Source organism: Pseudomonas sp. IC_126, from assembly GCF_004331835.1.
GTDB lineage: Bacteria > Pseudomonadota > Gammaproteobacteria > Pseudomonadales > Pseudomonadaceae > Stutzerimonas.
The window spans coordinates 95,888-115,463 of record NZ_SJSS01000009.1 but is presented as its reverse complement, the minus strand read 5'-3'; the positions used below and the strand labels follow the sequence as shown (position 1 = coordinate 115,463).

At 57.4% G+C, this 19,576-nt stretch carries 15 protein-coding genes, 4 tRNA genes and 1 rRNA gene; all 20 read left to right on the top strand.

Annotated features, from left to right (window positions below; all coding sequences use genetic code 11):
* A 5S ribosomal RNA gene (rrf, locus tag E0D86_RS21010) occupies window positions 1–109 on the top strand; the annotation flags it as partial.
* A gap of 112 nt (window positions 110–221) precedes the next feature.
* Window positions 222–1,187, top strand: coding sequence for a bifunctional biotin--[acetyl-CoA-carboxylase] ligase/biotin operon repressor BirA (gene birA / locus E0D86_RS21005; protein ID WP_131651949.1), 966 nt, complete (start codon window positions 222–224; stop codon window positions 1,185–1,187).
* Complete coding sequence (locus E0D86_RS21000; protein ID WP_131651948.1) at window positions 1,177–1,917, top strand: type III pantothenate kinase; 741 nt, start codon at window positions 1,177–1,179, stop codon at window positions 1,915–1,917. The genes birA and E0D86_RS21000 overlap by 11 nt, the downstream gene beginning before the upstream one ends.
* 10 nt (window positions 1,918–1,927) lie before the next feature.
* Window positions 1,928–2,590, top strand: coding sequence for an SPOR domain-containing protein (locus tag E0D86_RS20995; protein WP_131651947.1), 663 nt, complete (start codon window positions 1,928–1,930; stop codon window positions 2,588–2,590).
* A 138-nt stretch (window positions 2,591–2,728) separates the two neighbouring features.
* Window positions 2,729–2,813 (top strand) — tRNA-Tyr (locus E0D86_RS20990).
* 25 nt (window positions 2,814–2,838) lie between these two features.
* A tRNA-Gly gene (locus tag E0D86_RS20985) sits at window positions 2,839–2,912 on the top strand.
* 28 nt (window positions 2,913–2,940) lie between these two features.
* Window positions 2,941–3,016 (top strand) — tRNA-Thr (locus E0D86_RS20980).
* An 83-nt stretch (window positions 3,017–3,099) separates the two neighbouring features.
* Window positions 3,100–4,293 carry an elongation factor Tu gene (gene tuf, locus E0D86_RS20975; protein ID WP_131651939.1) on the top strand — a complete coding sequence of 398 codons (1,194 nt, stop codon included), beginning with the start codon at window positions 3,100–3,102 and terminating at the stop codon, window positions 4,291–4,293.
* 52 nt (window positions 4,294–4,345) lie between these two features.
* A tRNA-Trp gene (locus E0D86_RS20970) sits at window positions 4,346–4,421 on the top strand.
* A 43-nt stretch (window positions 4,422–4,464) separates the two neighbouring features.
* Window positions 4,465–4,833 carry a preprotein translocase subunit SecE gene (secE, locus tag E0D86_RS20965; RefSeq protein WP_131651945.1) on the top strand — a complete coding sequence of 123 codons (369 nt, stop codon included), beginning with the start codon at window positions 4,465–4,467 and terminating at the stop codon, window positions 4,831–4,833.
* 9 nt (window positions 4,834–4,842) lie between these two features.
* Window positions 4,843–5,376: a transcription termination/antitermination protein NusG gene (gene nusG, locus E0D86_RS20960; RefSeq protein WP_131651944.1), complete on the top strand. Its 534-nt coding sequence runs from the start codon at window positions 4,843–4,845 to the stop codon at window positions 5,374–5,376.
* A gap of 111 nt (window positions 5,377–5,487) precedes the next feature.
* Entirely contained in the window at window positions 5,488–5,919 is a 432-nt protein-coding gene (rplK, locus tag E0D86_RS20955) for a 50S ribosomal protein L11 (protein WP_125840149.1), read from the top strand.
* Complete coding sequence (gene rplA / locus E0D86_RS20950; RefSeq protein WP_131651943.1) at window positions 5,919–6,614, top strand: 50S ribosomal protein L1; 696 nt, start codon at window positions 5,919–5,921, stop codon at window positions 6,612–6,614. Before rplK ends, rplA begins: the two co-directional genes overlap by 1 nt.
* 207 nt (window positions 6,615–6,821) lie before the next feature.
* Entirely contained in the window at window positions 6,822–7,322 is a 501-nt protein-coding gene (gene rplJ, locus E0D86_RS20945; RefSeq protein WP_014854237.1) for a 50S ribosomal protein L10, read from the top strand.
* A 75-nt stretch (window positions 7,323–7,397) separates the two neighbouring features.
* Window positions 7,398–7,766, top strand: coding sequence for a 50S ribosomal protein L7/L12 (gene rplL, locus E0D86_RS20940; protein WP_131651953.1), 369 nt, complete (start codon window positions 7,398–7,400; stop codon window positions 7,764–7,766).
* 220 nt (window positions 7,767–7,986) lie between these two features.
* The gene (gene rpoB, locus E0D86_RS20935) at window positions 7,987–12,057 is read left to right on the top strand and encodes a DNA-directed RNA polymerase subunit beta (protein WP_131651942.1); all 4,071 of its coding nucleotides are present in this window, start codon (window positions 7,987–7,989) and stop codon (window positions 12,055–12,057) included.
* A 61-nt stretch (window positions 12,058–12,118) separates the two neighbouring features.
* Window positions 12,119–16,318 (top strand): DNA-directed RNA polymerase subunit beta', encoded by a 4,200-nt coding sequence (gene rpoC / locus E0D86_RS20930; protein ID WP_131651941.1) that lies wholly within the window; start codon window positions 12,119–12,121, stop codon window positions 16,316–16,318.
* A 140-nt stretch (window positions 16,319–16,458) separates the two neighbouring features.
* The gene (gene rpsL, locus E0D86_RS20925) at window positions 16,459–16,830 is read left to right on the top strand and encodes a 30S ribosomal protein S12 (RefSeq protein WP_025240342.1); all 372 of its coding nucleotides are present in this window, start codon (window positions 16,459–16,461) and stop codon (window positions 16,828–16,830) included.
* A gap of 97 nt (window positions 16,831–16,927) precedes the next feature.
* Complete coding sequence (gene rpsG, locus E0D86_RS20920) at window positions 16,928–17,398, top strand: 30S ribosomal protein S7 (RefSeq protein WP_019342051.1); 471 nt, start codon at window positions 16,928–16,930, stop codon at window positions 17,396–17,398.
* Between the two features lie 30 nt (window positions 17,399–17,428).
* Window positions 17,429–19,558: an elongation factor G gene (gene fusA / locus E0D86_RS20915; protein ID WP_131651940.1), complete on the top strand. Its 2,130-nt coding sequence runs from the start codon at window positions 17,429–17,431 to the stop codon at window positions 19,556–19,558.
* The last annotated feature ends 18 nt before the right edge of the window (window positions 19,559–19,576 follow it).

The window sequence follows — 19,576 nt, the reverse complement described above, 5'->3', positions numbered from 1 at the left end:
ACCATAGAGCGTTGGAACCACCTGATCCCATCCCGAACTCAGCAGTGAAACGACGCATCGCCGATGGTAGTGTGGGGTCTCCCCATGTGAGAGTAGGTCATCGTCAAGCTTCTACACCAAACCCCCGGCCCTCGAAAGAAGGTCGGGGGTTTGTCTTTGCGCGAGAGAAATTATTAAGCTGTAGAGACGGCTCTACGATGTGTACTTGGCTATGAGGGCTTATGAATAGCTTGCTGCGGCTACTTAGTGACGGGCGTTTTCATTCTGGTGAAGAGCTCGGTGCTGCTCTCGGTGTGAGTCGCAGCGCTGTATGGAAATATCTGAAGCGGCTTGAAAGCGAGTATGGTTTTGAACTGTTTCGGGTGCCTGGTAAGGGATACAGGCTATCGGAGCCTCTATCGCTGCTGGGTTATGACGAAAGCTCCGACGTGTTAGGTTGCCTCGGTTGGCAGCTCTGCCTGCGAGAGACGGTAGACTCAACAAATGCTGAAGCGTTGAGGCTGCTGCAGGCGGGGCAAGCTGTTCCCTTTGTCGTATTGGCGGAAAGCCAAACTGGCGGACGTGGTCGGCGAGGGCGGGTCTGGGTCAGTCCTCCGGCGAAGAACCTCTACTACACCCTGGCAATGAAGGTCTCGGGTGGCCCCCAGGGTATGTCTGGCTTGAGTCTAGTGGTGGGCTTGGCGGTTCTTCAGGCTCTACGTCAGGCAGGAGTCGAGCGTGCCGGGCTTAAGTGGCCCAACGATATCTATACGGACGGTAAGAAAATCGCAGGAATTCTTTTGGAGCTAACAGGGGATCCGGCCGATGTCTGTCACGTTATTATTGGCATTGGAATAAATGTGAACATGACCTCAGCTGCTGGGGGAATTGACCAGCCTTGGACCTCGGTGAGGCAGCAAACAGGTATTCTGATGGATCGAAGCGAGCTCGCCAATTTGATTAGTGAGTTTTTGCATCGTTACCTATGTCTGCATGCGCAACGAGGTTTTTCTGCTTTGCATGATGAGTGGGAAGCTAACAATATCTGGCAGGGTAGGCGCTGTACCTTAAGCAATGGCGCTCAGCTGATTACAGGCTTGATGCTCGGCGTGGATGGACAGGGCGCTTTGCGGCTCTTGGTCGACGGCTTAGGGGAGCGCCGCTTCAGTGGGGGAGAGCTAAGCTTGAGGCTCGATCATGATTCTTGAGCTCGATTGCGGAAACAGTTTCATTAAATGGCGGGTTATTCCTGTAACTGGCGGCGTGCCGTTGATTCAGGGTATCGCTTCGCAACCGGTAGATATTGTGCAGGCTCTGCTCGGACAAGGCCTGGGCAAGATACCCCGCTGTCGCCTGGTTAGCGTACGGAGTGACGCCGAAACCCAGGTGGTTATGGATGTGCTCTCTGAATCGCTAAGCTTGAGCGTGACGAAGGCATGTCCAGCTGAGCGTCTCGCCGGGGTTGTGAATGGTTACCGTGACCAGCAGCGACTGGGGCTGGACCGCTGGTTAGCTATCGTGGCTGCGTACGATATGTGCCGAGAAGCCTGTTTGGTTATCGATTTGGGTACAGCCATCACTGTTGATCTGGTAGCTCGCGACGGTACGCATCTTGGTGGGTACATCGCGCCTGGCGTCGCCCTGCTGCGGGGGCGCTTGCTTGCTCATACGCGCCGCATTCAGTACGACTCTGAGGAAACAGCGCTTGTGTTGAGCGATTTTTCTCCCGGAAGGTCTACCGCTGAGGCTGTTGACCGAGGCTGCTTGATCATGGCTCGTAGTTATGTCTGCAGTCAGATTACCTTCGCCGAAAGCTATTTGGGTGGCGACTTTGTCACCTATGTTACTGGTGGTGACGCGCCGCTTGTTGCCGATGTCCGCGAAGTAAAGTGCGTGGCTGATCTGGTTTTCAGAGGCTTGGCGTTGGCCTGCCCCTAAAGAGGTATCGATGCGCTGGCTTCTAATGCTCCTGGTGATGCTGAACCTACTGCTTTATCTGCTTCACCTAAATCAAATCCGGCCAGTGGATGGCGGCGGCGCTCAGCTAAGTGCTCCCTCTCGAGAGGCTGATATTAAGCTGCTAAGCGAGGCGGATTCCTTCGTCCGGCGTAGGTCCGCACACGACGCGAGCAACGTTTGTCTGTTGCTTGGTGGTTTTAATGAGGAGTCGCTTGCGCAAGCCGTTGAGCAGCGCCTGCTTAGTCTGGATATTGATTCTCAGGTTGAGGCTGTTGATGAGGCTGCCGGTGTTGACTACTGGGTGTATCTTCCTCCTCTTGTCTCTCGACAAGCGTCGTTACGTCAGTTGCGAGAACTGCAATCGCGTAATATAGATAGTTACATCATCACCGTAGGGGATTTGTCGAACGGAATATCCTTGGGAATATTCTCTCGCAAGGATTCTGCGGAAAGCGTCGTGACTCGTCTGCAGGGAGTTGATTACACAGCCTTGGTTCGTGAGCTGCCTAGAAGTCACCGCCGTTATTGGGTGCGGGTGGCCGGAGAACGTAAGCACTTGCTGAGCGACGAACTACTCGCAGAGCTTGTCGGAAGCTTTCCTGCCCTAGAGTCTCAGCAAATACCCTGCTCAAGCATTGCAACTTCGACATAGTTTACATAGAATGGCGCCCGCTCAGCAGCACCTCCCTTGGGGCGTGCAGTAGGCACTGTCATCGGAGCTAACCTCAGGTTTTAAATGAGAAAAAGCTTGACAGAAGAGGTGGTGGCAAACAAAATGCCGCCTCGTTTTGGAGGGGTTCCCGAGCGGCCAAAGGGATCAGACTGTAAATCTGACGTCATCGACTTCGAAGGTTCGAATCCTTCCCCCTCCACCAGATTTCAGCGTAGGCACAAGCTGACGCGGGTATAGTTTAGTGGTAGAACCTCAGCCTTCCAAGCTGATGATGCGGGTTCGATTCCCGCTACCCGCTCCACGTTTAAAGTGTCTTCGCAGCGAGCATTGCTCATGTAGCTCAGTTGGTAGAGCACACCCTTGGTAAGGGTGAGGTCAGCGGTTCAAATCCGCTCATGAGCTCCAATATCAAAGGCAGATATGTAAATATCTGCCTTTGTTTTAATGGTGGCGTGACTAGCTCAATTCAACGATGGGAGACGGTCTCGATGGCTAAAGAAAAATTCGAACGTAACAAACCGCACCTGAACGTCGGCACCATTGGTCACGTCGACCATGGCAAGACTACCCTGACTGCAGCGCTGACCAAGGTCTGTGCTGAGACTTGGGGCGGCTCTGCGCGTGACTTCTCGCAGATCGACAACGCGCCGGAAGAGAAGGCCCGTGGTATCACCATCAACACCTCCCACGTTGAATATGATTCCTCGATCCGTCACTACGCCCACGTCGATTGCCCAGGTCACGCTGACTACGTGAAGAACATGATCACCGGTGCGGCGCAGATGGACGGCGCTATCCTGGTTTGCTCCGCTGCTGACGGCCCGATGCCGCAGACTCGTGAGCACATCCTGCTGTCCCGTCAGGTTGGTGTTCCCTACATCGTCGTGTTCCTGAACAAGGCTGACATGGTTGACGACGCCGAGCTGCTGGAATTGGTCGAGATGGAAGTTCGCGACCTGCTGTCGACCTATGACTTCCCGGGCGATGACACTCCGATTATCATCGGCTCCGCGCTCATGGCGCTGAACGGTCAGGATGACAACGAAATGGGTGTGTCGGCCGTGCGCAAGCTGGTCGAAACTCTGGATGCCTATATTCCCGAGCCTGAGCGTGCCATCGACAAGCCGTTCCTGATGCCGATCGAAGACGTGTTCTCGATCTCTGGCCGCGGTACCGTTGTTACTGGTCGTGTCGAGCGTGGCATCGTCAAGGTCCAGGAAGAAATCGAGATCGTTGGTATCCGTGCCACGACCAAGACTACCTGCACCGGCGTCGAAATGTTCCGCAAGCTGCTCGACGAAGGTCGTGCTGGTGAGAACGTTGGCGTGCTGCTGCGCGGCACCAAGCGTGATGATGTCGAGCGTGGTCAGGTTCTGGCCAAGCCGGGCACCATCAAGCCGCACACCAAGTTCGAAGGCGAGGTGTACGTGCTGAGCAAGGAAGAAGGCGGGCGTCACACTCCGTTCTTCAAGGGCTACCGTCCGCAGTTTTACTTCCGTACTACTGACGTAACCGGTAACTGCGAGCTGCCGGAAGGCGTGGAAATGGTCATGCCGGGCGACAACATCAAAATGGTTGTCACCCTGATCGCTCCGATCGCCATGGAAGACGGCCTGCGCTTCGCGATTCGCGAAGGTGGCCGTACCGTTGGTGCTGGTGTGGTTGCCAAGATCATCGAATAATCGTTTGATCTGTTTCAATCGGGCCGGCATAATAGTCGGCCTGACTCTTGTTAGGCCAGTAGCTCAATTGGCAGAGCGGCGGTCTCCAAAACCGCAGGTTGGGGGTTCGATTCCCTCCTGGCCTGCCAACTTCAATATCGAATTTGGCAGTTTTTTACAGGGTTCTCGCAGATGAATGTCAAAGCAGAAGCCAAAGACACGCGCTTCGATTTGGTGAAGTGGTTTGTTGTTGCTGCTTTGGTGGTCGTGGCTGTCGTGGGTAATCAGTACTACGCTGCGGAGCCGATTCTGTATAGGGTTATTGCCCTTCTTGTCGTTGCGGTCGTCGCTGCTTTGGTTGCGCTGCAGACATCAAAAGGTCGTGCTTTCTTCGTTCTGCTGAAGGAGGCGCGCGTCGAGATTCGCAAAGTCGTTTGGCCGACCCGTCAAGAAACCACTCAGACCACATTGATTGTTTTGGCGGTCGTGCTGGTTATGGCGCTGCTGTTGTGGGGGTTGGATTCCCTGCTCGGTTGGCTGGTTTCTATGGTCGTAGGTTAAGGGTGTCCCGTGGCTAAGCGTTGGTATGTGGTTCATGCTTACTCGGGTTACGAGAAGCATGTCATGCGCTCGCTGATCGAGCGCGTCAAGCTTGCCGGTATGGAAGAGCATTTCGGCGAGATTCTGGTCCCCACCGAAGAAGTCGTGGAGATGCGTAACGGGCAGAAGCGCAAGAGTGAGCGCAAGTTCTTCCCTGGGTATGTGCTGGTGCAGATGGACATGGCCGAGGGTGCGTGGCACTTGGTCAAGGATACGCCGCGAGTAATGGGCTTCATTGGTGGTACGGCGGACAAGCCTGCGCCTATTACCGACAAGGAAGCTGAGGCCATTCTGCGTCGTGTTGCTGACGGTAGCGACAAGCCCAAGCCGAAAACCTTGTTCGAGCCTGGCGAGGTTGTGCGTGTCGCGGATGGTCCATTCGCAGATTTCAATGGTGTGGTCGAAGAAGTCAACTACGAGAAGAGCCGTATTCAGGTGGCTGTTCTTATCTTCGGTCGCTCTACACCGGTAGAGTTGGAGTTCAGTCAGGTCGAGAAGGTCTAACTGAAGAAAGTATCCCCACCCCGCAGCTAGCCGCTGCGGGGTTTTGTTGTCGCTGGGATAAACAAGTAAACAGGGGAGCCGAAAGGCGCTTGAACCCGTAACGGAGTAGCTATGGCTAAGAAGATTCAAGCTTATATCAAGCTTCAGGTAAAGGCCGGTCAGGCCAACCCGTCGCCGCCGGTCGGCCCTGCACTGGGTCAGCATGGCGTGAACATCATGGAGTTCTGCAAGGCGTTCAACGCCCGCACCCAAGGCCAGGAGCCTGGTCTGCCGACTCCTGTGATTATCACTGTTTACAGCGATCGCAGCTTCACGTTTGAAACCAAGAGCACTCCGGCAGCTGTGCTGCTGAAGAAAGCTGCTGGCGTCACCAGCGGTTCGGCTCGTCCCAACACCCAGAAGGTCGGCACTGTTACCCGTGCCCAGCTGGAAGAGATCGCCAAGACCAAGCAGGCTGATCTGACCGCTGCCGAAATGGAAGCTGCCGTACGGACCATCGCTGGTTCGGCTCGCAGCATGGGCCTGAACGTGGAGGGCGTGTAATGGCTAAGTTGACCAAGCGTCAGAAGACAATTGCCCAGAAGATCGAAGCGGGCAAGCAGTACGGTTTTGAAGAGGCAGCAACCTTGCTGTCCGAACTGTCGGCCGTCAAGTTCACCGAATCCTTCGACATCGCCATCAACCTGGGTGTGGATCCGCGTAAATCCGACCAGGTCGTTCGTGGTGCAACCGTTCTGCCGAACGGTACCGGCAAGACCGTTCGCGTAGCCGTATTCACCCAAGGTCCGGGCGCGGAAGCCGCTCTGGCTGCCGGCGCTGATCGCGTTGGCATGGACGAGCTGGCTGCCGAAATGAAAGGCGGCGACCTGAACTATGACGTGGTCATCGCTTCCCCGGACGCGATGCGCGTTGTCGGTCAGCTGGGCCAGATCCTTGGTCCGCGTGGCCTGATGCCGAACCCCAAGGTCGGTACCGTGACTCCGGACGTTGCGACCGCAGTCAAGAATGCCAAGGCTGGTCAGGTTCGTTTCCGCACTGACAAGAACGGCATCATCCACAGCTCCGTGGGCAAGGTTGGTTTTGAGGCCGGTCAGCTCAAGCAGAACGTTGAGGCGCTGCTGTCCGACCTCAAGCGTCTGAAGCCGTCCACTTCCAAAGGTATTTACGTCAAGCGCGTGACCCTGAGCACCACCATGGGTCCGGGACTGGTCATCGACCAGGCTTCCCTCGACGCGTAAGACGATCCGCTCCGGTAATCGGGGCGGTGCAAGATTGGGGTCCCTGCCTGGCGGGGGCTATCCAAGACCGTAGGCGGCGCAAGCCTTAAACCGTTGAAGCTCGCTTCTTCAAGCCTACGCAGAGGTGCTCCCGATTCGTACCGAATCAGACACCAAAACCCGTCCGGTTTCGACCGGATGAACCGGTAACATCCAGGAGTAAAACCCGTGGCAATCAAACTCGAAGACAAGAAGGCCATCGTCGCTGAAGTCAACGAGGCTGCCAGTGCTGCCCTGTCCGCTGTCGTGGCTGATGCCCGTGGCGTGACCGTAGGGGCCATGACCGGACTCCGTAAAGAGGCCCGCGAAGCCGGCGTTTACGTACGTGTCGTACGTAACACCCTGCTCAAGCGCGCCGTTGAAGGCACTCAGTTCGACGTGCTCAACGACGTGTTCAAAGGCCCGACCCTTATCGCATTCTCCAATGAGCATCCGGGCGCTGCTGCCCGTATCTTTAAGGAATTTGCCAAGGGTCAGGACAAGTTCGAGATCAAGGCCGCTGCGTTCGAGGGTCAGTTCCTCGCAGCCAATCAGATCGACGTGCTGGCAACCCTGCCGACCTACGACGAAGCCATTTCGCAGCTGATGAGCGTGATTCAAGGCGCTACCAGCAAGCTGGCTCGTACTCTGGCGGCCGTTCGCGACCAGAAGGAAGCCGCTGCCGCTTAAGGCGTGCGTGGTTCTTTCCAATCTCTTTTGAATTAGATGGCCGCAGGCCGTCACCTATATACAGGAACTAGAGTCATGGCTCTGACCAACGAAGATATCATCAACGCCGTTTCCGAAATGTCCGTGATGCAGGTTGTTGAACTGATCAAGGCAATGGAAGAAAAGTTCGGCGTTACTGCTGCTGCCGCGACCGTTGCTGCAGCTGGCCCGGCCGCTGCTGCTGCTGAAGAGCAGACCGAGTTCAACGTTATGCTGCTTGAAGCTGGCGACAAGAAAGTGAACGTGATCAAGGCCGTTCGCGAGCTGACCGGCCTGGGCCTGAAAGAAGCCAAGGCCGTTGTTGATGGCGCCCCTGGCGTGGTCAAGGAAGGCGTCTCCAAGGACGAAGCGGAAGCAGCCAAGAAGGCTCTGGAAGAGGCTGGCGCCAAAGTCGAGCTCAAGTAAGCGCCGACCTTGCGTCTACAGCCGAAGCGACTCGCGTAAGGCTGACGGCTGGTGGCTTTTGCCACCGGCCTTTTTCCGTTATAGCTGCGCGATGTTTGTCGGGCGGCTGGACTGGAAAAGCCGCTCCGATGGGCGGCGCGAATCATGGGATTCGCAAGATTTTCTGGCTGCTCCCGTCGGGAGAAGCCAAACAAGCAGGTGACCAAGCTGGGGAACGCTGATGGCTTACTCATACACTGAGAAAAAACGAATCCGCAAGGACTTTAGCAAGTTACCGCACGTGATGGACGTGCCGTATCTTTTGGCCATCCAGCTGGATTCGTATCGCGAATTCCTGCAGGCGGGAGCGACAAAGGATCAGTTCCGCGATATTGGCTTGCACGCAGCCTTCAAATCCGTTTTTCCGATTATCAGCTATTCCGGCAATGCAGCGCTGGAGTACGTCGGCTACCGCCTCGGCGAGCCGGCATTCGACGTCAAGGAGTGCGTGCTGCGCGGCGTGACCTTTGCGGTTCCGCTGCGAGTCAAGGTGCGCCTGATCATTTTCGACAAGGAATCGTCGAGCAAGGCAATCAAGGACATCAAAGAACAGGAAGTCTACATGGGGGAAATCCCCCTGATGACAGAGAACGGTACCTTCATCATCAACGGTACCGAGCGCGTCATCGTCTCCCAGTTGCACCGCTCGCCGGGTGTCTTCTTCGACCACGACCGTGGCAAGACTCATAGCTCAGGCAAGCTGCTGTATTCCGCGCGCATCATTCCTTATCGCGGTTCCTGGCTAGACTTCGAGTTCGATCCGAAGGATGCCGTATTCGTGCGTATCGACCGCCGCCGCAAGTTGCCTGCCTCGGTATTGCTGCGCGCGCTGAGCTACAGCACCGAAGAAATCCTCGACGCCTTCTACGACACCAACGTCTTCCACGTGAAGGGTGAATTGCTCTCGCTCGAGCTGGTCGCGCAGCGTCTGCGCGGCGAGATCGCGTCGTTCGACATCACCGACGGAAGCGGCAAGGTCATCGTCGAACAAGGTCGTCGTATCACTGCTCGCCATATCAATCAGCTCGACAAGTCCGGCATCAAGGAACTTGAGATGCCGATGGACTACGTGCTGGGCCGCACTGTGGCCAAGGCGATCGTGCATCCGGCGACTGGCGAGATCATCGCCGAGTGCAACACCGAGCTGACCGTCGAAGTGCTGGCCAAGATCGTCAAGGCGCAGGTGGTCCGCTTCGAGACCCTATATACCAACGACATCGATTGTGGTCCGTTCATCTCCGACACCTTGAAGATCGATTCGACCACCAATCAGCTCGAAGCGCTGGTCGAAATTTATCGCATGATGCGTCCTGGCGAGCCGCCAACCAAGGACGCCGCTGAGACGCTGTTCAACAACCTGTTCTTCGCCTCTGAGCGTTACGATCTGTCAGCTGTCGGCCGGATGAAGTTTAACCGCCGTATCGGTCGCGCCGAGATCGAAGGTTCCGGCGTGCTGAGCCGCGAGGACATCGTTGCCGTGCTCAAGACCCTGGTCGATATCCGTAACGGCAAGGGCATCGTCGACGACATCGACCACTTGGGTAACCGCCGCGTACGTTGCGTCGGCGAAATGGCCGAGAATCAGTTTCGTGTTGGCCTGGTGCGCGTCGAGCGTGCGGTCAAGGAACGTCTGTCCATGGCTGAAAGCGAAGGCCTGATGCCGCAGGACCTGATCAACGCCAAGCCGGTTGCGGCGGCGGTGAAGGAGTTCTTCGGTTCCAGCCAGCTGTCGCAGTTCATGGACCAGAACAACCCGCTGTCCGAGATCACTCACAAGCGCCGCGTCTCCGCACTCGGCCCAGGTGGTCTGACCCGCGAGCGTGCCGGCTTCGAAGTGCGTGACGTACACCCGACCCATTACGGTCGCGTCTGCCCGATCGAAACCCCTGAAGGTCCGAACATCGGTCTGATCAACTCGCTGGCCGCCTATGCGCGCACCAACCAGTACGGCTTCCTGGAAAGCCCGTACCGTGTGGTCAAGGAAGGCGAAGTCACCGATGAAATCGTATTCCTGTCAGCCATCGAAGAGGCTGACCATGTGATTGCCCAGGCCAGCGCCAAGCTGGAAGGCCGCAAGCTGGTCGACGAGCTGGTTGCCGTGCGCCACTTGAACGAATTCACCGTCAAGGCGCCGGAAGACGTGACGCTGATGGACGTATCGCCGAAGCAGGTGGTTTCCGTCGCAGCCTCGCTGATCCCGTTCCTTGAGCACGACGACGCCAACCGCGCACTCATGGGCTCCAACATGCAGCGTCAGGCTGTGCCGACTCTGCGTTCGGACAAGCCGCTGGTAGGCACCGGGATGGAGCGCAACGTAGCGCGGGACTCCGGCGTCTGCGTGGTCGCTCGCCGTGGCGGTGTCATCGATTCGGTCGATGCCAGTCGCGTGGTCGTGCGCGTTCATGATGATGAGGTTGAGACGGGCGAAGCCGGTGTCGATATCTACAACCTGACCAAATACACCCGTTCCAACCAAAACACCTGCATCAACCAGCGTCCGCTGGTGAGCAAGGGTGATGTGGTCGAGCGTGGTGACATCATGGCTGACGGCCCGTCCACCGATATGGGTGAGCTGGCACTGGGGCAGAACATGCGCGTCGCGTTCATGCCCTGGAACGGCTACAACTTCGAGGACTCCATCCTCCTGTCGGAGCGCGTGGTTCAGGAGGATCGCTTCACCACCATTCACATTCAGGAGCTGACCTGCGTATCGCGTGATACCAAACTCGGCCCAGAGGAAATCACTGCGGATATCCCCAACGTGGGTGAAGCTGCGCTGAACAAGCTGGACGAGGCGGGCATCGTATACGTGGGTGCCGAAGTCGGTCCGGGCGACATTCTGGTGGGCAAGGTCACGCCGAAGGGCGAAACCCAGCTGACGCCGGAAGAGAAACTGCTACGTGCGATCTTCGGTGAGAAGGCATCCGACGTGAAGGACACCTCCCTGCGTGTGCCAACCGGCACGAAGGGCACTGTCATCGACGTGCAGGTGTTCATCCGTGACGGCGTGGAGCGCGACTCGCGCGCGCTGGCCATCGAGAAGATGCAGCTCGACGAGATCCGCAAGGACCTCAACGAGGAGTTCCGCATCGTCGAGGGCGCCACCTTCGAGCGTCTGCGTTCGGCCCTGGTCGGCGCGACCGCCGAAGGTGGCGCAGGCCTGAAGAAGGGCGCCGTGATTACCGACGAGATCCTTGACGGTCTCGAGCATGGTCAGTGGTTCAAGTTGCGCATGGCCGACGACGCGCTCAACGAGCAGTTGGAAAAGGCCCAGGCCTACATTTCCGACCGTCGCGTGCTGCTCGACGACAAGTTCGAAGACAAGAAGCGCAAGCTGCAGCAGGGCGATGACCTAGCGCCGGGCGTGCTGAAGATCGTCAAGGTCTACCTGGCTATCAAACGTCGCATCCAGCCGGGCGACAAGATGGCGGGTCGCCACGGTAACAAGGGTGTAGTCTCGGTGATCATGCCGGTGGAAGACATGCCGCACGATGCCAACGGTACACCGGTGGATATCGTACTGAACCCGCTGGGCGTACCTTCGCGGATGAACGTCGGTCAGATCCTTGAAACCCACCTGGGCCTCGCGGCCAAGGGCTTGGGCGAGAAGATCAACCTGATGCTCGAAGAGCAGCGCAAGGTTGCCGAGCTGCGCAAGTTCCTGCATGAGATCTACAACGAGATCGGCGGTCGTCAGGAAAGCCTGGACGATCTGAACGATCAGGAAGTGCTCGACCTGGCCAGCAATCTGCGCAAGGGTGTGCCTATGGCCACTCCGGTGTTCGATGGGGCCAAGGAGCGCGAGATCAAGGCCATGCTGAAACTGGCCGATCTGCCGGAAAGCGGCCAGATGCAGCTGTTCGATGGACGTACCGGCAACAAGTTCGAGCGCACCACTACCGTCGGCTACATGTACATGCTCAAGCTCAACCACCTGGTCGACGACAAGATGCATGCGCGTTCTACCGGTTCCTACAGCCTGGTTACCCAGCAGCCGCTGGGTGGTAAGGCACAGTTCGGTGGTCAGCGTTTCGGGGAGATGGAGGTCTGGGCGCTGGAAGCCTACGGCGCGGCCTACACCCTGCAGGAAATGCTGACCGTCAAGTCGGACGACGTGAACGGTCGGACCAAGATGTACAAGAACATCGTGGACGGCGATCACCGCATGGAGCCGGGTATGCCGGAGTCCTTCAACGTACTGATCAAAGAGATCCGTTCGTTGGGTATCGACATCGATCTGGAAACCGAATAACACGCGACGCATATCGGGAGTGAACGTTGGTTCGCTCCCTGCTCCGCTGGGAGGAAAGGCCTTGAAAGACCTGCTGAATCTATTGAAAAACCAGGGTCAAATCGAAGAGTTCGATGCCATCAAGATCGCGTTGGCGTCGCCCGAGATGATCCGTTCCTGGTCCTTCGGTGAAGTGAAGAAACCGGAGACCATCAACTACCGTACGTTCAAGCCTGAGCGCGACGGCCTGTTCTGCGCCAAGATCTTTGGTCCGGTCAAGGACTACGAGTGCCTGTGCGGCAAGTACAAGCGCCTCAAGCACCGCGGTGTGATCTGCGAGAAGTGCGGCGTTGAAGTTGCGCTTGCCAAGGTGCGCCGTGAGCGCATGGCGCACATCGAACTGGCTTCGCCGGTCGCTCACATCTGGTTCCTGAAGTCGCTGCCGTCCCGTATCGGTCTGCTGCTGGATATGACCCTGCGTGATATCGAGCGCGTGCTCTATTTCGAGAGCTACGTGGTAATCGATCCGGGCATGACCACGCTCGAAAAAGGCCAGCTGTTGAACGACGAGCAGTACTTCGAAGCGCTCGAAGAGTTCGGTGACGACTTCGACGCCCGCATGGGTGCCGAAGCCGTGCGCGAGCTGCTGCACGAAATCGACCTGGAGCACGAGATTGGTCGCCTGCGTGAAGAGATTCCGCAGACCAACTCGGAAACCAAGATCAAGAAGCTATCCAAGCGTCTCAAGTTGATGGAAGCCTTCCATGGCTCGGGAAACCTGCCCGAGTGGATGGTGCTTACCGTTCTGCCGGTGCTGCCGCCGGATCTGCGTCCGCTGGTTCCTCTGGATGGCGGCCGCTTCGCGACCTCCGATCTGAATGATCTGTATCGCCGCGTCATCAACCGTAACAACCGCCTCAAGCGCCTGCTCGATCTGTCCGCGCCGGACATCATCGTGCGCAACGAAAAGCGCATGCTGCAGGAAGCGGTCGACGCGCTGCTGGACAACGGCCGTCGCGGCCGTGCCATTACCGGTTCGAACAAGCGCCCGCTGAAATCCCTGGCCGACATGATCAAGGGCAAGCAGGGTCGTTTCCGTCAGAACCTGCTGGGCAAGCGCGTGGACTATTCCGGTCGTTCGGTTATCACCGTCGGCCCGACCCTGCGTCTGCACCAGTGCGGCTTGCCAAAGAAGATGGCCCTCGAGCTGTTCAAACCGTTCATTTTCGGCAAGCTGGAAATGCGCGGCATGGCGACCACCATCAAGGCCGCCAAGAAGATGGTCGAGCGCGAGCTGCCTGAAGTTTGGGACGTTCTCGCCGAAGTCATCCGCGAACATCCCGTGCTGCTCAACCGTGCGCCGACCCTGCACCGTCTGGGTATCCAGGCGTTCGAGCCGGTGCTGATCGAAGGTAAAGCGATCCAGCTGCACCCGCTGGTCTGTGCGGCGTACAACGCCGACTTCGACGGTGACCAGATGGCCGTTCACGTCCCGCTGACGCTGGAAGCCCAGCTCGAAGCGCGTGCGCTGATGATGTCGACCAACAACATCCTCTCGCCCGCTAACGGCGAGCCGATCATCGTGCCGTCGCAGGACGTGGTACTGGGTCTGTATTACATGACCCGCGAAGCCATCAATGCCAAAGGCGAAGGCCGGGTGTTCGCCGATCTGCAGGAAGTCGACCGCGTGTTCCGCGCCGGTGAGGCTTCTCTGCACGCGCGGGTCAAGGTGCGCATCAACGAGACCATCAAGGATCGTGACGGCTCCATTACCCGGAACACTCGCATCGTCGACACCACCGTCGGCCGTGCTCTGCTGTTCCAGATCGTTCCGGCCGGCATGGCGTTCGATGTGGTCAACCAGCCGATGAAGAAAAAGGCGATCTCCAAGCTGATCAACCTGTGCTATCGCACGGTGGGTCTGAAGGACACCGTCATCTTCGCCGACCAGCTGATGTACACCGGTTTCGCCTACTCGACTATCTCCGGTGTATCGATCGGCGTGAACGACTTCGTCATCCCCGATGAAAAGGCGCACATCATCGACGCGGCAACCGAGGAAGTGAAGGAGATCGAGAGCCAGTACGCGTCCGGCCTGGTGACCCAGGGCGAGAAGTACAACAAGGTGATCGACCTCTGGTCCAAGGCCAACGACGAAGTTTCCAAGGCGATGATGGCCAACCTCTCGAAAGAGAAGGTCATCGACCGTGACGGCAACGAAGCCGAGCAGGATTCGTTCAACTCGATGTACATGATGGCCGACTCGGGTGCGCGGGGTTCCGCTGCCCAGATCCGCCAGCTGGCCGGTATGCGTGGCCTGATGGCCAAGCCGGACGGCTCTATCATCGAGACGCCGATTACCGCGAACTTCCGTGAGGGCCTGAACGTACTCCAGTACTTCATCTCCACCCACGGTGCTCGTAAAGGTCTGGCCGATACCGCTCTGAAAACCGCGAACTCCGGTTATCTGACCCGTCGTCTGGTCGACGTGGCGCAGGATCTGGTAGTGACCGAGATCGACTGCGGAACCGAACAAGGCCTGCACATGACCCCTCACATCGAAGGCGGCGACGTGGTCGAGCCGCTGGGCGAGCGTGTGCTGGGGCGTGTGATTGCGCGTGATGTTCTCAAGCCGGGCACTGACGACGTGCTGGTGCCGGCGGGCACCTTGATCGACGAGCAATGGGTCGATTTCATCGAGCTGAACAGCATCGACGAAGTGATTGTGCGCTCGCCGATTTCCTGTGAAACCCGTTACGGCATTTGTGCCAAGTGCTACGGTCGCGATCTGGCGCGCGGGCATCAGGTGAACATCGGTGAAGCCGTTGGCGTCATCGCGGCGCAATCCATTGGTGAGCCGGGTACTCAGCTCACCATGCGTACCTTCCACATCGGTGGTGCGGCGAGCCGGACCTCGGCTGTCGACAACGTGATGGTGAAGAATGGCGGTACCATTCGCCTGCATAACCTCAAGTACGTAGAGCGTGCCGATGGCGCTCTGGTTGCCGTTTCCCGCTCCGGTGAGCTGGCTGTGGCAGATGACTATGGGCGCGAGCGCGAGCGCTACAAGCTGCCTTACGGTGCGGTGATTTCCATCAAGGAAGGCGACAAAGTGGATGCCGGTGCGGTGGTCGCAAAATGGGATCCGCACACCCACCCGATCGTCACCGAGATGAAGGGTGTCGTGACCTTCGTCGGAATGGAAGAAAACATCACCATCAAGCGTCAGACCGACGAGCTTACCGGTTTGACCAACATCGAGGTGATGGATCCGAAGGATCGCCCGGCCTCAGGCAAAGACATTCGTCCGGCTATCAAAATGGTCGACGCCAGTGGTAAGGAGTTGTTGCTGCCGGGTACCGACGTGCCAGCCCAGTACTTCCTTCCAGCCAACGCGCTGGTCGGGGTGGCGGATGGTGCTGAGATCAACGTCGGTGACGTTATCGCGCGTATCCCGCAGGAGACCTCTAAGACCCGTGACATCACCGGTGGTCTGCCGCGTGTTGCCGACCTATTCGAAGCGCGCCGTCCGAAGGAGCCATCGATCCTGGCGGAAATCAGCGGCACCATTTCGTTCGGCAAGGAAACCAAGGGCAAGCGCCGCTTGGTCATCACGCCAACCGATGGCACCGATCCTTACGAGGAGCTGATTCCAAAGTGGCGTCACCTCAACGTCTTCGAAGGCGAGCAGGTGAATAAGGGCGAAGTGATCTCTGACGGTCCGAGCAACCCGCACGACATCCTGCGTCTGCTGGGCGTTAGTGCGCTGGCCAAGTACATCGTCAACGAGATTCAAGACGTGTACCGCTTGCAGGGCGTGAAGATCAACGACAAGCACATCGAGACCATCCTGAGGCAGATGCTGCGCAAGGTTGAAGTGGCTGAGTCGGGTGACTCCAGCTTCATCAAGGGCGATCAGATGGAGCTGACTCAGGTACTGGAAGAGAACGAGCGCCTGTCCATGGAGGACAAGTTCGTTTCTAAATACGTACGAGTGCTTCTGGGGATCACCAAGGCGTCGTTGTCAACCGAGTCGTTCATCTCCGCGGCGTCGTTCCAGGAGACCACTCGCGTGCTGACGGAGGCGGCGGTTACTGGCAAGCGCGACTACCTGCGTGGTTTGAAGGAGAACGTGGTCGTGGGTCGCCTGATCCCGGCCGGTACCGGCCTGCAGTATCACAGCGAGCGCAAGCGCAAGCGCGATGCTGAAAAGCCGGTTCGTGTGAGTGCTGATGAAGTGGAAGCGGCGCTGACCGAAGCGCTGAATTTCAGCGGCAACTGACTTGAGGTTAGTCCCGATGCAAATCGGGGCGCGCCTTGACGGGGTGTGGGAAGCTCTTTAGACTCTTGTACCCCTAATTTGGCGGGGCTTTATGCTCTGCCATTTTCGTTTGTGTCGAAAGACAACAGTGGAGCTAGTAGATGGCAACGATTAACCAGCTGGTACGCCAGCCGCGCAAGCGCGTCGTCGAGAAGAGCGACGTCCCTGCGCTGCAGAACTGCCCGCAACGCCGTGGCGTGTGCACTCGTGTGTACACCACCACGCCAAAGAAACCGAACTCTGCGCTGCGTAAAGTATGCCGTGTTCGCCTGACCAATGGTTTTGAAGTCGCTTCCTACATCGGTGGTGAAGGTCACAACCTGCAAGAGCACAGTGTCGTGCTGATCCGTGGCGGTCGTGTAAAAGACCTTCCGGGTGTGCGCTATCACACCGTGCGCGGTTCGCTGGATACCTCCGGTGTCAAGGATCGTAAACAGGGCCGTTCCAAGTACGGCACCAAGCGTCCGAAGTAACCGTATTTTTATTTATTTGAGTCGATAAGAGTAAGGTCGGGCGTAACCTCGCGGTTACAGTTCCGAGCTAACCTGAAGACCGTTTGAGGGCTTATCAATGCCAAGACGTCGTGTAGCAGCCAAGCGCGAGATCCTTGACGATCCGAAATACGGAAGTCTGATCCTGGCCAAATTCATGAACCACGTGATGGAGAGCGGCAAAAAAGCCGTCGCAGAACGTATCGTTTATGGTGCCTTGGAAAAGGTTAAAGAGCGTAAGAACACCGATCCCCTGGAAATCTTCGAAAAAGCACTCGACGCCATCGCTCCGCTGGTCGAAGTGAAGTCGCGCCGCGTAGGTGGTGCGACTTACCAGGTTCCGGTCGAGGTTCGTCCTTCCCGTCGTAACGCTCTGGCGATGCGCTGGCTGGTGGACGCTGCGCGCAAGCGTGGTGAGAAGTCCATGGCTCTGCGTTTGGCCGGCGAACTGTCGGATGCGTTTGAAGGCAAGGGAGCTGCTGTGAAGAAGCGTGAAGACGTGCACCGTATGGCTGAAGCCAACAAAGCGTTCTCGCACTACCGTTTCTAATTCTGGCACCACTCAACTTGCGAGGGCTTTATGGCTCGTAACACAGCAATTAACCGCTACCGTAACATTGGTATTTGTGCGCACGTTGATGCGGGCAAGACCACGACGACTGAGCGGATCCTGTTCTACACAGGTCTCAGCCATAAAATGGGTGAGGTGCATGACGGTGCGGCTACTACTGACTGGATGGTGCAGGAGCAGGAGCGCGGTATCACCATTACCTCCGCTGCTGTTACCACTTTCTGGAAGGGCTCAGCCGGTCAGTACGACAACTATCGCGTAAACGTCATCGATACCCCTGGCCACGTTGACTTCACCATCGAAGTAGAACGTTCGCTGCGTGTGCTCGACGGCGCTGTCGTGGTGTTCTGCGGCACCTCGGGTGTTGAGCCGCAGTCCGAAACCGTATGGCGTCAGGCCAACAAGTACGGCGTTCCGCGTGTTGTGTACGTGAACAAGATGGACCGTGCGGGTGCAAACTTCCTGCGCGTCGTCGCTCAGATCAAGAATCGTCTGGGTCACACTCCAGTACCGATTCAGCTGGCTATTGGTTCGGAAGATAGCTTCCAGGGCCAAGTCGACCTGCTCAAGATGAAGGCTATCTACTGGAACGACGACGATAAAGGCACCACCTATCGTGAGGAAGAAATTCCTGCCGATATGCTGGAGCTGGCGGAAGAGTGGCGCTCCAACATGGTTGAGGCGGCTGCCGAGTCCAGTGAAGAGCTGATGAACAAGTACTTGGAAGGCGAAGAGCTGACCGTCGAAGAGATCAAGGCTGGTTTGCGCGCGCGCACCATTGCCAACGAGATCGTTCCGGCTGTCTGTGGTTCTTCCTTCAAGAACAAGGGTGTTCCTCTGGTTCTCGACGCCGTTATCGAGTTCCTGCCTGCTCCGACCGAGATTCCTGCGATCAAGGGTATTCATCCGGACATCATCGACAAGCCTAAAGAAGAGCTCGCTGATGCTGACTTTGATGAGCGTCATGCGGACGATGATGAGCCGTTCTCGGCTCTGGCGTTCAAGATTGCCACCGACCCGTTCGTTGGTACTTTGACCTTCGTGCGTGTCTACTCGGGTGTCCTAGCCTCGGGCGACTCGGTGATCAACTCGGTCAAGGGCAAGAAAGAGCGCGTTGGTCGTATGGTGCAGATGCATGCGAACCAGCGTGAAGAGATTAAAGAAGTGCGCGCTGGCGACATCGCTGCTCTGATCGGCATGAAAGACGTCACTACCGGTGACACCCTATGCAACGCTGACAAGCCGATCATTCTTGAGCGTATGGACTTCCCGGAGCCGGTTATCTCGGTAGCAGTAGAGCCGAAAACCAAGGCTGACCAGGAGAAGATGGGTATCGCACTGGGCAAGCTCGCTCAGGAAGACCCGTCGTTCCGTGTCAAGACCGATGAAGAAACCGGCCAGACGATCATCTCTGGCATGGGTGAGCTGCACCTGGATATCCTTGTTGATCGCATGAAGCGCGAGTTCAACGTCGAAGCCAACATCGGTAAGCCGCAGGTTTCCTACCGTGAGAAGATCACCAAGAACTGCGAAATCGAAGGCAAGTTTGTGCGTCAGTCCGGTGGTCGTGGTCAGTTCGGTCATTGCTGGATCCGCTTTGCGCCGGCAGACGAAGGTCAGGAAGGACTGGTATTCGTGAACGAGGTCGTGGGCGGTGTGGTTCCTAAGGAATACATCCCGGCTATCCAGAAGGGTATCGAGGAGCAGATGAAGAACGGCGTTGTTGCCGGTTATCCGCTCATTGGCCTGAAGGCGACCGTTTTCGACGGTTCCTACCATGATGTCGACTCCAACGAGATGGCGTTCAAAGTGGCGGCTTCTATGGCAACCAAGCAGCTGGCCCAGAAGGGCGGTGGAGTGGTGCTCGAGCCGATCATGAAGGTAGAAGTGGTAACCCCTGAGGACTACATGGGTGACGTGATGGGTGACCTGAATCGTCGTCGCGGCCTGATTCAGGGAATGGAAGATACGGTTACTGGTAAGGTAATCCGTGCCGAGGTTCCGCTGGGTGAAATGTTCGGTTATGCGACTGACGTTCGGTCTATGTCCCAGGGTCGTGCAAGCTACTCCATGGAATTCTCCAAGTACTCCGAGGCTCCGTCGAATATCGTCGAAGCACTGGTTAAAAAACAAGGTTGATTCAGCCCTTTAAGTAAG

Bases quoted from the DNA above. Each gene is read 5' to 3' on its own strand.
- birA (WP_131651949.1), top strand. From the start codon at position 222: ATGAATAGCTTGCTGCGGCTACTTAGTGACGGGCGTTTTCATTCTGGT.
- E0D86_RS21000 (WP_131651948.1), top strand. From the start codon at position 1,177: ATGATTCTTGAGCTCGATTGCGGAAACAGTTTCATTAAATGGCGGGTT.
- E0D86_RS20995 (WP_131651947.1), top strand. From the start codon at position 1,928: ATGCGCTGGCTTCTAATGCTCCTGGTGATGCTGAACCTACTGCTTTAT.
- tuf (WP_131651939.1), top strand. From the start codon at position 3,100: ATGGCTAAAGAAAAATTCGAACGTAACAAACCGCACCTGAACGTCGGC.
- secE (WP_131651945.1), top strand. From the start codon at position 4,465: ATGAATGTCAAAGCAGAAGCCAAAGACACGCGCTTCGATTTGGTGAAG.
- rplK (WP_125840149.1), top strand. From the start codon at position 5,488: ATGGCTAAGAAGATTCAAGCTTATATCAAGCTTCAGGTAAAGGCCGGT.
- rplA (WP_131651943.1), top strand. From the start codon at position 5,919: ATGGCTAAGTTGACCAAGCGTCAGAAGACAATTGCCCAGAAGATCGAA.
- rplL (WP_131651953.1), top strand. From the start codon at position 7,398: ATGGCTCTGACCAACGAAGATATCATCAACGCCGTTTCCGAAATGTCC.
- rpoB (WP_131651942.1), top strand. From the start codon at position 7,987: ATGGCTTACTCATACACTGAGAAAAAACGAATCCGCAAGGACTTTAGC.
- rpsL (WP_025240342.1), top strand. From the start codon at position 16,459: ATGGCAACGATTAACCAGCTGGTACGCCAGCCGCGCAAGCGCGTCGTC.
- rpsG (WP_019342051.1), top strand. From the start codon at position 16,928: ATGCCAAGACGTCGTGTAGCAGCCAAGCGCGAGATCCTTGACGATCCG.
- fusA (WP_131651940.1), top strand. From the start codon at position 17,429: ATGGCTCGTAACACAGCAATTAACCGCTACCGTAACATTGGTATTTGT.